Here is a 15,729-nt window from a genome sequence, read left to right as displayed (position 1 = left end):
AAGATTCCATATTTTATAAATTAACCTTTTTACAAAAGAAGGGAACAGGGAACAGGGAACAGGGAACAGGGAACAGGGAACAGGGAACAGGGAACAGGGAACAGGGAACAGGTAAAAAACTTTAGTTCTGAGTTTAAAGCTCAGTCAAAAAAAGGATGTTTTTACAAGATGCGTAGCACGAAAAAAAACAGTGTCAAAATTTGCAATCTCATGTTTAAAAACATGAGTTTTTTCTGTTCCCTGTTGCCCGTTCCCTGTTCCCTCTGAAAACATATATATAATATTCAGGATTTAAAAACAAAATTTCTATCCCCTCATTAAGATTTTTTTTCTATTTGGCTCGTGATATTCATTGTAGACATTAATGAAAACGACATCAAAAATTCACGATGCTCTAAGATATTATGACTAAAAAATGCCCATGTCAGAATTAAAGCACTAAATGCAAGACGAATAGCTTGATTGCTTGCAGGGGCATTATGTGTAGAGCAAAAAACCAATAAAGGTAAAACTAAAGCTCCCAGAAATCCATGCTCAAGCATAAAAGATAAATACATATTGTGTGAGCGTATATTTGCTAACTCTGGATGTAATTCTCCCAACCTTAATCCATAACCAATTCCATTTCCCCAAATAGGAGATTCTAGAAATTTACTCCAAGTTATTTTTACAATGGATAAACGGTCTGAAGTTGAATCATCAATATGATCATTACTCAAATTGATTAGGTTAAGTCTTGTTAATGAATTGGCAGGATTAATGTCTGCCAAATTTCCCATATCTAGCCATTCTGTTCCAGCAATATTTAGGATGATTGCCGCAAAAACTCCTAGTATGGCCAACCATAAAAATGATTTTTTAATATCTATTTCGTGTTTAATTATCAGAATTGCTACTACAAATAGCAAGCAGATAGTACCACTTCGAGAAAAAGTTGGAAAACTACCAATAATAATTATCAATATAAAAGGAAAACGATATATTTGCGGCAGTAAATTTATGCTAAAAATCATCCCCAGAATGAGTACACAAGTAGCCCTATTAGAATCCACGTAAAATCCGCTTGAACGACCTGTTGCTAATGAACTCTGATTCTCTACAATAGTTACAAAAGCATCAGGATAGAATAGACCATATATATTAGCAATCACATTCATGAATGTGATCACTAATATTACACATCTAGCCCAGTTTTGAACTCTAGGGTATTTAGAAAATATGAAAATAGCTATCAATATAAAAACTGCTGATAAAATTCGAGTTCTTAGCTCTTCAGATGACGCTTGGGGATGATCATTTGAATATACTAAGTATGAAATCAAAGATATCAATAGGTATGTATAAATCCAAAGAATCAACGCTTTTGATATATATTTTATTCGGGACGAAAATGATAAGAACAGAGGTATAGAGGCAATAGCAAAAGCAATAATCCAAATTTTGGGTTCGGGAGTTCCTATTGCATGACTCCAATATGTATCAAAATTTGTAAAAAAAACGCATATAAAGGCGGTCGCCAAAGCATATTGATAATATACAATAAAACTGTCATTTTTTGCTTTAGACATGAGATTGATTAGAAAGACTAACTTTGGGTTTTAAAATTAATTGAAGGATAAAAAAACAATAAAATATTATCCCTCTAATATGCTGATGGCTACAGCGACTAATTTCGGTACAGTAGTTATTGCTTGATTCAGATACAACAACCCCACCCTCCTCATCCTCCCAGGCGAGGAACGGGCTATGATGTACTTTATTTGGGCATCAGGAAACTTCTGAGATGACGTAACGATATTTACCGGAGGGAGTTGTCTTAATCTCATCAACAAACTCAAAATTAACTATACAATCTTCACCCATTAATATTTTGGTTTTTTCGACAAAATCATCTAAGTCTGCTACCGGATAATTTGGTGTGAATAGGACAATTTTCACAAGTATTTCCGAGTAACTTTTCTGAATAATTTGATAATTTTTCACCCAGTCTTTAAAGTACATTAGTCCCTCAAAATATCCTCCATTTGCTAAAGTTCCATCTTGAGTCTTAAACATATCAGTAGTTCTTCCAGAAATTTTCTCGAATATCTGTCCTGATGAATGATTAGCTGATACAGATCCTCTATCACCAATTTTGTAACGAATCAAAGGCATAGCAAAGTTGCTGAGAGATGTAATCAGAATGTTGCCTTCAACTCCTGGCGGTAGAGGATTATTATGATCATCTACAATCTCAACATAATTAGCCCAAGGTGCTATCCAAAAACCTTCAAATCCCGGACGTTCACAAGCTATATCACCCACTTCTCTAGAACCATAGCGGTTAAAAACCTGACATTGAAATACTCTCTCGATTGTTTCCCGCATCCAAGGATGAAGATTCTCTGCCGAAGTTATGATGGCATTTGGAGGAGTGATTTGAAGTTGCTCAGACTCAGCAAATTTTGCTAATTCATAAATTGCGATCGCATAAGCAAGAATTTGCTTCGGAGATTTCTGATTGATTAACCTAATATAAGCAGCCATCCGCTGAGGACTCATTTGATAAGCATTTATATACGTAGTATTACTAAAAAAACTAGAAAATATGGCTCTCCAGTTTCTAGTAGCCTCCAAAATATCCCTTTCTGAACCCCATAACTTCACTTGAGGTTCTCCTATCTCTCGTCCAGCTAAATAAGAATAAAGTAGTTTAATTGCTTGAGATTGATCGAAATACTCCTGATCTTGGATAAATCTAATCGGTTCTCCAGTAGATCCACCGGAAGTGTTGAAATACCAATTACGCTTTTCTAGGTCTAAAGATTTCAGTTCTTCAAAGTTCTTTCGGATGATATCTTTAGTTAAAATTGGCAACTTGCTGAGATAGATTTCTGGATTTTGCTTCAGCAATTCCTCTTTGCCAATTTCACTCATTAAATTAGTATAGTATGGAACTGACTTCTGGCAGTGGCGTAATATTTTTGTGAGTAGTTTCTGAGTTACCTCAGAAGTAAGAACAGATTTTTCTTCCTTGATTAAATCCCTATAAATTTGAGGGTAACGAAATCCTCTCAAAGTATTTAAGGTGAAATAGATATGTTTTCTCAAATTCATAGCTGAACAACCTCCTGTAAAATAACTTCCCATTGTCCTGTAATTACATCAAAACTAAAACAGTTGGATGCTTCTGGTGCGTTTTCAGCTAACCGCTTACGTTCTCCTTCATTAGACATTAAGTAATCCATAGCTTTAGCTAGTGCTAAAACATCTTCACTTGGAACTAATACTCCATCTATACCATTTTGAATAATTTCTCTTGGTCCACTGGGACAGTCGGTTGACACAATGGGTAATCCACAAGCTAATGCTTCCAACAAAACTAATGGTAAACCCTCGAAGCGAGATGATAAAACAAATAGTTCTGATCTTTTGAACATGGAAATAGGATTATTAGTCACTCCTGGTAATAGCACTTTATTAGTCAAACCCAATTTCTCTACAAGCTTCTCAAGCTTAGGTCTAAGTACTCCTTCTCCAAATATCAACAACTGCCAATCTGGATGTTTATCTACTAATCTATGAAATGCAGATAATAAAAGCTCAAAATTCTTTTGATGATCCAACCGACCCATTGCTATAACCCATTTTTTGTTTAGGTCAGCACCTGGAGGTAAGCTAATTTCATCTTTCTCATCTTTGATTAATTGTAGTGGGTTATAAATTACAGTTCTTTTACTTTTTGACAACCATTCAAAATATATATCCACTCCCTGACTAACGCTGACAACTTTGGCTGCTAATGGATAGGCTATACGACGCAATTTTCCCCACAAACCTTGATTGGGACACATACTAGGATCGTTCTGCTCAGTAACTATCACCGGATATTCAGTTTTGAGCAGAGATAGTAATGTCAATATATTGGTTTGATACAGATGTGAAATAACTACATCAGGTTGAAGTGATTGAATGGCTTTTCTTAAAACCTGACAACGATATAAGTTATTCCATAAAGCGTGAATTAAGGTTGGCGAATCTTTGGCTAAATTCAGAGCTAATCGGTAAACTCCATCTGGTACTTTATAAAAATCTTTTTCATCTCCAGAAATTGTTATTAGAGAAACTTTATGACCTCTTTTGATTAAACCTTCCGCAATTAAAACTACTGCTCGTTCTGCACCACCACAAGAAAGAGATGAAATAACTAAAGTGATATGCTTGATTTTTTGATCATAACTTTGATTCTCAATCATGGAAATCTCCTTTACGAAAATATTACAAAAACGATAAAATTCATCTTAGTTTTTTACTCAATTAAACTTTTTTTAGCCTTACTTTGGCATTAGTAAACATATATAAAAAACAAAATACATAGACACAACTTGTAGATAAAGCAATACCAATAATTCCCATCCATTGCATAAAGACATAATTTAATACGATATTGATTATCAAGTTTAGCCCAGAAACTTGCATTAATATATAATTAAGTTGCATGGCTGAAATTAGCCTAACTACCAAAATATTAGCAACGTAAAAAGGGATTTGAAAAGCGAAATAGAACTGAATTTTAGCAACTAATTGAGTATCATTAACTGTGAAAGACCCTCTTTGGTAAAGCAATTGAACTATTTGTTCAGAAAAGACAATCAAGAGCAGAGTTAGTGGCACAGTTACTATCAAGATAATTTTCAGATAATGTTTAAGAGTATGATGAATATTTGTCCAATCTTGATGAGCAACCATCTTGGAAAAATAGGGAATCACGGCTGTACTTAATGCCGTAGTAGCTAAACTTATAGGCAATGTAATAACTTGACTACCGTAGCTTAGTGCTGCTACGCTTCCCGATGGCAACATTGCTGCCATAGACTGATCCACTAGTCCTGTGCTACACATTAAAAATGATCCGGCAATCATTGGCACATATTGCTTAGTTACCTGATGCAAGTGAGGATTAAACCCATACCATTTGGGGAGTAGTGAAATTTTTTGTTTTTTGAGTGCTATTCCCAAAATTACAATTTCCATTGCTGTACCACAGATTAATCCCGCAGCTAAAGCGAAAGTTCGCCAGGATTCAAATCCTAAGAGCAATATTATGGTAATTCCTGGGGTGAAAATGGGACTAAAAGCTGCTAGAGCAAAACGCTCTCCTGCATTCAAAACAGCACTCCAGATGATGCTAATTCCACTCAGAAGAATAAAAGGTGCGATCGCATATAACAAATGAAATGTCAGGTCTAATTTTTGGCGATCAAACCCGTTTGCAATCACAGGTAAATAAAGTGGAGCCGCTACTAACATTAGTATTGTTGTGATTACTAATAATCCTAATCCCCAAATTGTTACTCCAGAAAATAGTCTTTGAGCAGCTTGTTTTCCTTCTTGTTCTCGTACCTGAATATAGGTAGGTATGAGGGCAGCATTAAAAGAACCGGCGATGACATTGATGACAAAAGAAGGAACTAGGAGGGCAATTAAAAACGCATCTAGCTCATCTCCAGTACCAAATCTGTGAGCAACTACCAATTCTTTGACCACAGCGACTAATTTCACCAAGACTGTGAATAAAGCAACTGTCACTGCTGCTCCAAAAATTTGGCGATTGATAGAGCCACTTGTCATTTTATTCCAGTAATCAATTAAGTTCTGTGATGGCTGCACTTTATGCCCCAGGTCTCGCCAAATTTTCATACCATATCCTCTTTTAAAAAGAGTATCAAACAACTTATTAATATCAAAGTAATTTTCATTTCTACTATTGCTGAGTTGACTTAATTATTCAATTCCGTCCTTTAATTACTAATAGTAATCATCCATTTACAACTGAAACTCCTATATTGGAAGAAGAATATTGATGTGTATCAGTGTTGATATTTAAAGCATTTATTTCCGGGTTAGCTGTTGAAAATTTAGGTTTATATCCTGACACCAATTGTGACAGCAACGACATAATAGAATCGGTATCATTATTAGTGGCTGCTGCCAGCAATTTTTCTACGCTAATATCCAAATAACTAGGAATAATCCGACTAGCATTTTTGACAATCAGCAATTTTTCATACTCAGTTTTTTCATACTCTTCTCCCTCAACAAACAACTCCTCAAATAACTTTTCTCCTGGTCTTAAACCTGTAAATACTATGTCAATATCTTTATTAGGTTCATATCCTGAAAGTTGAATAAGTTCTTTTGCTAAATCCACAATTTTCACGGGTTCACCCATATTTAGCATTAAAATTTCACCACTACGACCCAGGACAGATGCTTGTAGAACCAGTTGAACGGCCTCCGGTATAGTCATAAAATAACGGGTGATATCAGGGTGAGTAACTGTAACTGGTCCCCCGGATTCAATTTGCTTTTTGAATGTAGGAACTACACTCCCACGACTTCCTAAAACATTGCCAAATCTGACTGCTACATAATGATTTTCTGTCTCTATTGCAGCTTGTAATACTAACATCTCAGCGACTCTTTTACTCGCACCCATAATATTAGTAGGATTCACAGCTTTATCTGTAGAAATCATCACAAAATGCTTAACACCATATTGTTTTGCTACTTCTAATAAATTCTTTGTGCCGATGACATTATTGGTAATTGCTTCGGCTGGATTCAATTCCATTAAAGGTACGTGTTTATGAGCAGCAGCATGAAAAATTATGTCAGGTTTAAATTGCTCAAAAGCTTGTTCTAATCGCAAACGAATACGAATATCAGCAATAAATGCAGAAATTATTGGTATATTTGGCAGTGGTTTATGACTATGCTGAAGATTTGTAATTAGGTTTTCTAGCTCTTGTTGAATATTAAAAATAGAATTTTCTCCATGTCCAATAAGTACGATTTTGCTAGGGTGAGATTGCAAAATTTGACGGCAAAGTTCACTACCAATTGATCCTCCCGATCCCGTAATTACTACCGTTTTACTGTTGAGGAATTTAGCTACTTTGTCAATATCTATTTGTATGGGTTTACGTCTAAGCAAATCTTCAATTCTGACATCCCGAATACTATTTAGTCGTACACAATCATTGATAATTTCATGAATTCCTGGTAAGGTACTAGTTTTGATTCCTGTGGTTTTACAAATATGTACTATTTTTCTAATCACTTCTCCTGAAACAGAAGGTATGGCAATGACGATTTTATTAATTTTTAATGATTCGACAAGTTCAGGAATTTGATAACGATTTCCCATTACAGGAATACCTCTTAAATGTATATGCAATTTTCTGGGATTATCGTCAATAAATGCCACAGGATAAACTCCAAATTGCGGATTTCTTTGTATATCTTCTGCCAGAGATAATCCTGCATTACCAGCACCAACAATCAGCACTTTTTCCTTAGCTGTCAATATCGCTTGTTTTTGATTTATCCTTTCTAAAATTCGATGACTAAACCGCAATGCTATCACACATATACATGAAAGTAATCCTTCAATAATTGGTAGTGAATTTGGTAATTTATCTAAACCTAAATTGGATTTCTGATCAAAGATATCAAGGAAATTAAATACTAAGGTTTGAATTAGGATAGCAGTGATCATCAACATGACTATATATGTCAGTTCCTCAACACTTGCATAACGCCAATAACGTCTATAAAAACCACAGCAGCACAATACAATTAGTTTGACTCCTAAAAACACTATTGTGGCAATTCCTAGTCCTAAGATATATTCTTGCAGATTGAGATTACCATCTAAACGCAAAAAAAGTCCTAAGAATGGTGCAGTCATAAAAACAAAGATATCAAAGATAACCCAATGTCTATTTCTTATTTTGATTAATTTACTCAATAAATAACTGCTTATTTTTTGAATTGTGTTATCAAAAATTAAGAATGGAATATTCATGGTTGTCAATATCTCCAGGAAAATATGCGGAATTTTTCAACCTAATAAACCCCTGGGTATTTAATCAATGAAATCCAAACTTTACATATTTAAAACATTCTGAATAAATAATCAGATGGCATCTTTTTACAGAATTTTTTGTGCTTTTTATAACTGCTATATACTTGATCTGATATGGTAATATCCAAGGATATTTCTAAACCAAGAGATTTGTAAATTGGCAGAATGAAATTTTTATTTCTGTAAGTTTTCATAAATTCGACATGACTAATGCAGGTACATAACGTTGTCTTTAACTGTAGACTTTATAGCAAATTTTCGCTAATTAAGTCACGCCAATTTGACACAATTAACTATAAAAATGAAATTCATCTATCTATGAATACAGATCGGCTATTAATACCAGTAGCCAGATATTAGACAACTCAAACTACCTTCATTAGTGTCAATTTAAGGCTTAAATTTATTTATCAATCCATTACTTAGGGTAGTTTTAACAGCCGCATTACCTAATCAAACTAGTACCGCTTCGCGAAAGTCAAAAGTCAAAAGTCAAAAGTCAAAACAAATACAGAGCAAGCTTTTCAGAGATTGGGAATGGTTGGTTTATTTCCGCCGTGCTGTACTAGTAATATAAAAGATTTAGTCATGTAAGCAAAAATATAGTATTCTATTTCAATGTTTTTAAAATAAATAAATACTCATGATCAACAAATCAGTACAATTGCTACTCGCAGGAGTTATGATCAGTTTAGGTATTTTACCAGTAGTAGCTCAACCACAACAATCAATTTATGATAGCCAAGTTGCAGCAATGGTAGAGGCTTTGCGACTAGCTGCACCCCAGACAAAAAAGCCAAATAGTGGATATTACAGCGCATGGCAAGTTAAACCAGAAACTTTGAAAGGTTGGTCAAAAACTTGTCTAAAAAAAGAATTAACACCGACTCAGTTTGAAAATGATCCTAAAATCGCCCGTCAAGTGATTTCTTGCATCGTCAACCGTGAATTAACCAACCAGTTTCAGGCTACTAAAAATAATGAACTTGCTGCTGTCCGTGGTGCGGCTTGTTGGTGGATGACTGGACTTTATACTGGTTGTGATCGGGGTTTTACTGGTGATTATGTGCAGAAAGTTGTCCGTTTTTATCAACAAGAACGTACAAAACCAAAAACGGTTACTTCTCCAGCATCTAGTTCAACGGGGAACACCAAAAAATAAATTATCTCATCTTGTGGGATAGGCAGGAAAGCGCCTCTTTGATAATTAGCGGGCATTTTGCCCGCACCACAATAAATTTTTAGACATTGGTTAATTATGTCTTTTTATAATCCAACATCCAAAATCTAAAATCTAAAATCGGATCACCTTCTCACAACTAACTGAAAAGAATTCAAATATCCTGTCATGGTTTTAGCTAAAGTTGAACGCTGTTTTTTAGAAACTATCGCCATCACTTGATATAACCGCCCTTCAGCAACATACATTCTATTTGTAGTTACCTTACCAGCCGAATCTACATATTGAATTTCTTTACCAGGATGACCATTAGAACTGCGAATATTTCGCTCACTAATTAAATTGCTTTGTGTAGCTTTTAAAGTATTAGATTGCGCTTGATTCAATATTTTTTGTGGGCTGGTCATCTTAGCATAGCTATAAGGAAATTCATTGTAAGTGACTAAATATGCAACTTCCTGTGCTGGTGGTTGGGCTACAAATAGTTGTAATTTTATTTCTCCCATGTAGGTTTTCTGTACTTGAGTTTTCGTTTTTGGTCTTCCTGGCATCAAAATCTGAAAACTCTTGTCTGGTGGAGTAAATACTTTCCATTTTGGCTGCACTACTTTAGGTACAGCTGGTTTACTAGGAGAAGCTGTCGGTTTAGGTGGCGCGGCTGAAATTAACCCACTGTATAAAAAAGTGGCAGCCATAAAAGGTAGTAAAAATTTGAGAGTCATTGTTATAGCCTTCGCAGATGCGGTTTTCACTGTTGCTGCTATTTATAACCTAGACGCAGACAAAGCAGCACCAATTAATCCTACTTGCTGATTAAGAATTATGTGAACTGGTATTTCTTCGAGGAGAGAACGCATTCTTCCTTTTTGGGTGAAACTTAACATAAAACTGCCATTTTGCATCAAAGGCAGAATTTTTGGGGCAATACCACCAGCAATGTATAAGCCACCGTAGGGTAAGAGTTTTAAGGCTAAATTACCGGCTTCTGCACCGTAAGCTTCAACGAAGAGTTGTATAGTTTGTTCAGAAAGGCGATCGCTTTTAGCTAAAGCTGCACTACCAATAGCTGCACCAGGATCAGCAGTTTTTTCGGCTTGTCCGGCTTCTTGTTCCCAATTTCTGACAATTTGACCAATTTCTGGGTTTTCAGCGGCTACTTTTCTATCGCGTAAAAATTGGTAAATGGAAGTAATACCTAACCCGGAAACAACTCTTTCCACAGAAGCACGTTGGATATCATGCTTATCTAACAAGTATTTCAACAACTGAAACTCTAACTCGTTGCGAGGGGCAAAATCTGCGTGTCCACCTTCTGAGGGAAAAACTTGATACTGATTCCCCTGTTTAATCAAAAAGCCTTGTCCTAAACCTGTTCCTGCACCAATAACTGCCATAGGTGCATCGGCTTGGTGTTTACCAACTTGCAAAGTGAGTAAATCTTGCTTGGTTAAACCAAAAATACCATAACCAACAGCTGCAAAATCATTAATCAGGGATACAGAAACAATACCTAATTCTTGGGCTAAACGTTCCGTATCTAAAAACCAGGCTAAGTTAGTTAGTTTAGCAGTATTTTTTACCACTGGTCCTGCGATCGCAAAACAGGCTTTTTCTGGTGTTGATGTTTTCGCTACAGCCAAAAATTTTTGAACTATTGGCACTAAATCGGGAAAATCCCCACTGCGGTAACTCTCTTCATGTAAGGTTTTTAACCCTAAGTCTGAGGATTCCACCAGTCGCAAAATTGTTTTCGTCCCGCCTATATCTCCTGCTAGTAGCAATGTCATAAAATTTATCAGCTAGTTACTTATTTGTGCTTAGGATTGAGTTGCCATTAATTGAAAATCCCTAATCTAGAGACTTACACAAATCGGACTACTTCTTCTATTGTGGTCAAATGAGAAGTATCTCCCTTTAGTTCTAGCAACCATTCTGATTCTTGACGTACCACTTTTACCAAAGAACATAATGTAGCTTTAACTTCTGTTTTGGCTATTTCTCCCACTAAACCCATTGCTGCACCCAACACAGAAGCGCCATGTGCTACTAAAAGAATATCATTTGGCCAAAACTCTGAGGCTAAACATCTTGCAGTTTGTGCAGAACGTTGTCTTACCTGTTCATGGGTTTCGGGATATTGTGCCGCAACCCGTGATGTGTAACTAATATCTATTCTGGGGAATAATGCTGCTAAAGCTGATGTTGAGAGTCTTTCTGGTGTTTCTGTCATCCATTCTGGATTTAACCACTCACTCAAGCCTGTTTCTAGTTTAATTGGTAAATCTAAAACTTCTGCGATCGCATTAGCTGTTTGCACGGTTCGCAAAAAGGGTGATGCAAAAATATGACTGATTTTTTCGCCTTTGAGTCGTTTGGCTAATTGTTGTGCTTGTATTATGCCATCATCTGATAATGGTGGATCATAGCGTTTTTCGGCTGTGAGAAACCAATCAGGGTTAACAAAATCTAAACGGTTGGCGTGTCTTGCGATCCAGATTATTTGACTCATGCAGGAAAATCGTACAGGTATAAGTAGGTGCAATTTCAATATAGGACACAAGTGTTATGTTTCGTAGATAGATCCCCGACTTCTTCAAAAAGTCAGGGATTTGAGTATGAAAACTAAACTTTTGCTTCCAAAGACTTCAGTAATTCAGTATTAACACCAGATTCGCGAGGAAGCGAAATTTTACCAGTCCGGGCAATTTCCCGCAAACCAAATTTTTGCAATACTTGAACGATTGCTACCATCTTACCCGGATCTCCCACAACTTCTAAAGTGACCGAATCTTCCGCCACATCTACAATCCGCGCCCGGAAAATTTGAGATATTTCAATCACTTCTGAACGATTACTACTATTAGCATTCACTTTCAAAAGCATTAATTCTCTCTCTACACAAGGAGTTTCAGTAATATCCTGTACCTTGAGGACATTCACTAACTTGTATAATTGCTTAGTGAGTTGCTCAATTACGCGATCGTCACCAGGTACAACCATCGTAATTCGGGAAATTCCCCCCTGTTCAGCAGGACCCACAGCAAGGCTTTCAATATTAAAACCACGACGAGCAAATAAACTGGAAATGCGGGACAGAACCCCCGCTTCATCTTCTACAAGAACAGAAAGAGTATGTTTCATCTTCGCCAAGACAGGCTAGGGGAGTATAAAATTAATGCAAGCCAAAACTGACGGCTTCTCTAGACTTACTACTAGATAGAATTTCGGTCTAAATCTTTATTTTAATACACTTGTTGCATCCTATCTGAATTCGGATCTTCAGGATTTACAGGATGAAGATGAAAGTTTTATCCCTAATTATCAATATTCAATTATTACAAGATAGTTCTTCCTTGTCGATTTCAGCATAACATATCTAAAACTTCTTGTCAACACCTTTATTTATCTTTTCGCGTCCAATTTTCTCGTTCCCATACTCTGTTATCTCGTTCTCTCGTTCCCATACTCTGTATGGGAATGAAATTCAAAAGGCTCTGCCTTCTATTAAATACAATTTATCATTACCAAGTCCACCAGTGAAAATATCTGCACCTGCTTTACCATTGAGGGTATTAGCTGCGGCGTTTCCTGTGATTATTTGCAAGTCACTAATTTGAATCTCCATAAAATAAATCTATTGAGAATAACTAACCGCAGATAAACGCAGCTAGACGCAGATAAAAACGAATGAGTCAGAATTTTTCGATTTGTTGCATATCTGTTATTATCAATTCTGTTCGACTCAGACAGAAATTATTCTAGGAGATCAAAAATGGGCAAGAAATATGATGTTTATGGTGTGGGTAATGCCTTGGTAGATATAGAATACGAAGTATCTCCAGAGTTACTACAACAGCTAAACATTGATAAAGGTGTGATGACACTCCTAGATGAAGAAAATCAAAATCTGATGTTGGAAAATCTCAAACATCTTCATTGTCATAAGAGTTGTGGTGGTTCGGCGGCTAACACAATGGTGGCGATAAGTCAACTAGGAGGAAAAAGCTTTTATTCCTGCAAAGTTGCTAATGATGAATTTGGAGACTTTTACATTGAAGATTTACTTAATTGTCAGGTAGATACTAACTTAAAAAATGGCGATCTTCAATCAGGAATTACAGGTAAATGCTTGGTTTTAGTCACCCCCGATGCGGATCGGACAATGAATACATTTTTGGGAATTACTGGCGAATTTTCGACTCAAGAATTAGTCCCAGAAGCGATCGCTGATGCTGAATATTTATACATTGAAGGCTATTTAGTCACATCTCCCACTGCTAAAGAAGCAGCGATCAAAGCTAGAGAAATCGCGAAAAATGCCGGAGTCAAAACCACCATGTCTTTATCTGACTACAACATGGTGAAATTTTTTAAAGATGGTTTATTAGAAATCATTGGACCTGGTTTAGATTTCATTTTTGCTAATGAAACTGAAGCGTTAGGTTTAGCAGAGACAGAAGATTTTCAGGTAGCTGTAGATAAACTCAAAATCCTGAGTCAGAGATTTGCTATTACTCGCGGTCCCAAGGGTTCTGTCGTATTTGACGGTGAAAATTTAATTGAAATTGCTGCACCTCAAGTTCAAGCTGTAGATACAGTAGGTGCAGGAGATATGTATGCAGGAGCTTTTCTTTATGGTATTACCCACGGTATGAGTTATGAAACAGCTGGAAAATTAGCATCTACCGCTGCTTCTAAGATTGTTACATCCTACGGTCCAAGATTAAAAACTGAAGATTTGAAAGCATTATTAACTGCTTAATAAAAAACAGGGGGAACGGATAAAATTAATTTTGGATTTTTCCTTGTTTCCAAAAAACAATCTTCCTATCCCCCTGTTGTTTTAAATTGAGTATTTAGCTGTATGTTGATTGCTAAATACTATTTTTAACCACCCGCAACAGCAGGAACTATACTTACTTCATCACCATCTTTTAGAGGTGTTTCTGTATTTTGTAAAAAGCGGATGTCCTCGCTGTTGACATACAGGTTTAAAAAGCGTCTTGGGTTGCCATTTTCATCACACAAACGTGACTTAATACCAGGACAGGCTTGTTCTAAGGAGTCAAATAATTCAGAAATATTATTACCACTGCATTCTAGAGCAGCTTGGTTATTTGTGAACTTTTGCAGAGCAGTAGGAACTAAAACTTTTACGGCCATAGTTAATTATCAGTTATCAGTTATCAATTATCAGTGGTCATCTGTTGATTTCTGGTGAATAATGACCACTCAGCTAATGATTAAACCAGAACTTGTTGCCATTCTAGGCGATCAAGTGTGCGGGATCTTTCCAGCGCCCGTTCAAAACTATCGAGTTTAGCATCAATAGTTAAAGGTTCACCAACGTAACCTTGAATTGCTTCTTGGGTTTTTAAACCGTTACCAGTGATATAAACCACTGTAGTTTCATCTGGATCAATTTTGCCAGCTTCTACTAATTTTTTCAGGACTGCAACAGTTGTACCACCTGCGGTTTCAGTGAAGATACCTTCAGTTTCAGCCAGTAGCTTCATCCCTTCGATAATTTCTGCATCGTTAACAGATTCAATATTACCGTTGGTTTTTTTAGCGATTTCTACAGCATAAAGCCCATCTGCTGGGTTGCCAATAGCGATAGATTTAGCAATTGTATTGGGTTTGACTGGTTTAATAAAGTCACGGTTTTCTCTGAAAGCTTCAGCAATTGGAGAACAACCTTCTGCTTGTGCGCCGCTGAAACGGACATTTTTACCTTCGACTAAACCAACTTCTGTAAATTCTTGGAAACCTTTATAAATTTTGGTGAACAGAGAACCAGAAGCCAAAGGTGCAACTATATGATCTGGTAGTTCCCAGCCTAGTTGTTCTGCTACTTCAAAGCCTAATGTTTTAGAACCTTCTGAGTAGTAAGGACGTAAGTTGATGTTGACAAAACCCCAACCGTGTGTATTAGCAACTTCTGAACAAAGACGGTTAACTTGATCGTAGTTACCTTTAACAGCCATCAGAGTTGGACTGTAGATTAAGCTACCCAGAATTTTACCGGCTTCTAAGTCTGAAGGAATGAATACACAACAGTCTAAACCAGCATGGGCTGCGATCGCAGCGGTTGAATTTGCCAAGTTGCCGGTACTAGCGCAGGAAACTGTAGTAAAACCTAATTCTCTGGCTCTACTAAGTGCCACAGACACCACCCGATCCTTGAAACTCAAGGTGGGCATATTCACGGCATCATTTTTAATATAAAGTTTATTTAAACCCAGGCGACGGGCAAGACGGTGGGAACGAACCAGGGGAGTCATCCCAGTCCCTACATCTATATAATTGTCGGTAGCTACAGGTAAAAAGTGACGATAACGCCAAATAGAGTTGGGACCAGCTTCAATAGTTTCTCGACTGACAGACTGACGCAAAACATCATAGTCATATTTGACTTCCAATGGACCAAAGCATTCTTCACAAACATGGCTCGCTTTTAATTCATATTCCGCGCCACATTCTTTACACTTCAATGCTTTCAATATAGAAGTATTGGCTTTGTTTAAGTTTGCAATTGCCTGAGTCATAAACTAGCGTTCCCCGTATATCCGTCAACTTTGGAATGATACTAGCACGAGCAAAAATACACGTCAAACATACCCGACTATTTTTGTCGGCT

General features: G+C 36.5%; 14 protein-coding genes. 2 read left to right on the top strand and 12 right to left on the bottom strand.

The features are described 5' to 3' along the window. Positions 1–317: 317 nt before the first annotated feature. The 5 genes from VB694_RS21770 to VB694_RS21750 form a co-directional block, all read right to left on the bottom strand. The gene (locus tag VB694_RS21770; protein ID WP_323362427.1) at positions 318–1,568 is read right to left on the bottom strand and encodes an O-antigen ligase family protein; all 1,251 of its coding nucleotides are present in this window, start codon (positions 1,566–1,568) and stop codon (positions 318–320) included. A 199-nt stretch (positions 1,569–1,767) separates the two neighbouring features. Beyond that, on the bottom strand, positions 1,768–3,096 hold the full coding sequence (locus VB694_RS21765) for a hypothetical protein (RefSeq protein WP_323362426.1): 1,329 nt from the start codon (positions 3,094–3,096) through the stop codon (positions 1,768–1,770). Further along, positions 3,093–4,235: a glycosyltransferase family 4 protein gene (locus VB694_RS21760; protein WP_323362425.1), complete on the bottom strand. Its 1,143-nt coding sequence runs from the start codon at positions 4,233–4,235 to the stop codon at positions 3,093–3,095. Before VB694_RS21760 ends, VB694_RS21765 begins: the two co-directional genes overlap by 4 nt. A gap of 61 nt (positions 4,236–4,296) precedes the next feature. Continuing rightward, positions 4,297–5,679, bottom strand: coding sequence for a murein biosynthesis integral membrane protein MurJ (gene murJ, locus VB694_RS21755; protein WP_323362424.1), 1,383 nt, complete (start codon positions 5,677–5,679; stop codon positions 4,297–4,299). A gap of 118 nt (positions 5,680–5,797) precedes the next feature. Beyond that, the gene (locus VB694_RS21750; protein ID WP_323362423.1) at positions 5,798–7,849 is read right to left on the bottom strand and encodes a nucleoside-diphosphate sugar epimerase/dehydratase; all 2,052 of its coding nucleotides are present in this window, start codon (positions 7,847–7,849) and stop codon (positions 5,798–5,800) included. Between the two features lie 703 nt (positions 7,850–8,552). Here VB694_RS21750 and VB694_RS21745 point away from each other — a divergent pair. Continuing rightward, the gene (locus tag VB694_RS21745) at positions 8,553–9,071 is read left to right on the top strand and encodes a hypothetical protein (protein WP_323362422.1); all 519 of its coding nucleotides are present in this window, start codon (positions 8,553–8,555) and stop codon (positions 9,069–9,071) included. Between the two features lie 143 nt (positions 9,072–9,214). Here the strand turns inward: VB694_RS21745 and VB694_RS21740 are convergent, their stop codons facing one another. The 5 genes from VB694_RS21740 to VB694_RS21720 all read right to left on the bottom strand — a co-directional run bounded on the left by VB694_RS21740 (position 9,215) and on the right by VB694_RS21720 (position 12,714). After that, the gene (locus VB694_RS21740; RefSeq protein WP_323362421.1) at positions 9,215–9,811 is read right to left on the bottom strand and encodes a hypothetical protein; all 597 of its coding nucleotides are present in this window, start codon (positions 9,809–9,811) and stop codon (positions 9,215–9,217) included. A 42-nt stretch (positions 9,812–9,853) separates the two neighbouring features. After that, positions 9,854–10,876, bottom strand: coding sequence for a glucokinase (locus VB694_RS21735; protein ID WP_323362420.1), 1,023 nt, complete (start codon positions 10,874–10,876; stop codon positions 9,854–9,856). Between the two features lie 74 nt (positions 10,877–10,950). Next, complete coding sequence (locus VB694_RS21730; RefSeq protein WP_323362419.1) at positions 10,951–11,598, bottom strand: histidine phosphatase family protein; 648 nt, start codon at positions 11,596–11,598, stop codon at positions 10,951–10,953. A 113-nt stretch (positions 11,599–11,711) separates the two neighbouring features. Then, complete coding sequence (gene ilvN / locus VB694_RS21725) at positions 11,712–12,230, bottom strand: acetolactate synthase small subunit (RefSeq protein WP_323362418.1); 519 nt, start codon at positions 12,228–12,230, stop codon at positions 11,712–11,714. 343 nt (positions 12,231–12,573) lie between these two features. Next, positions 12,574–12,714 carry a hypothetical protein gene (locus VB694_RS21720; protein WP_323362417.1) on the bottom strand — a complete coding sequence of 47 codons (141 nt, stop codon included), beginning with the start codon at positions 12,712–12,714 and terminating at the stop codon, positions 12,574–12,576. 147 nt (positions 12,715–12,861) lie between these two features. Between VB694_RS21720 and VB694_RS21715 the strand changes: the two genes are divergently transcribed. Beyond that, complete coding sequence (locus tag VB694_RS21715; protein ID WP_323362416.1) at positions 12,862–13,851, top strand: adenosine kinase; 990 nt, start codon at positions 12,862–12,864, stop codon at positions 13,849–13,851. 125 nt (positions 13,852–13,976) lie between these two features. Here the strand turns inward: VB694_RS21715 and VB694_RS21710 are convergent, their stop codons facing one another. Both VB694_RS21710 and thrC read right to left on the bottom strand, forming a co-directional pair. Next, positions 13,977–14,252 (bottom strand): MoaD/ThiS family protein, encoded by a 276-nt coding sequence (locus VB694_RS21710; RefSeq protein WP_323362415.1) that lies wholly within the window; start codon positions 14,250–14,252, stop codon positions 13,977–13,979. A gap of 80 nt (positions 14,253–14,332) precedes the next feature. Then, positions 14,333–15,637, bottom strand: coding sequence for a threonine synthase (gene thrC, locus VB694_RS21705; RefSeq protein ID WP_323362414.1), 1,305 nt, complete (start codon positions 15,635–15,637; stop codon positions 14,333–14,335). Between the last annotated feature and the right edge of the window lie 92 nt (positions 15,638–15,729).

This window comes from Anabaena sp. UHCC 0451, assembly GCF_034931405.1.
GTDB lineage: Bacteria > Cyanobacteriota > Cyanobacteriia > Cyanobacteriales > Nostocaceae > RDYJ01.
The sequence above is the reverse complement of the archived record's forward strand: the minus strand, read 5'-3'. Positions and strand labels throughout refer to the sequence as shown.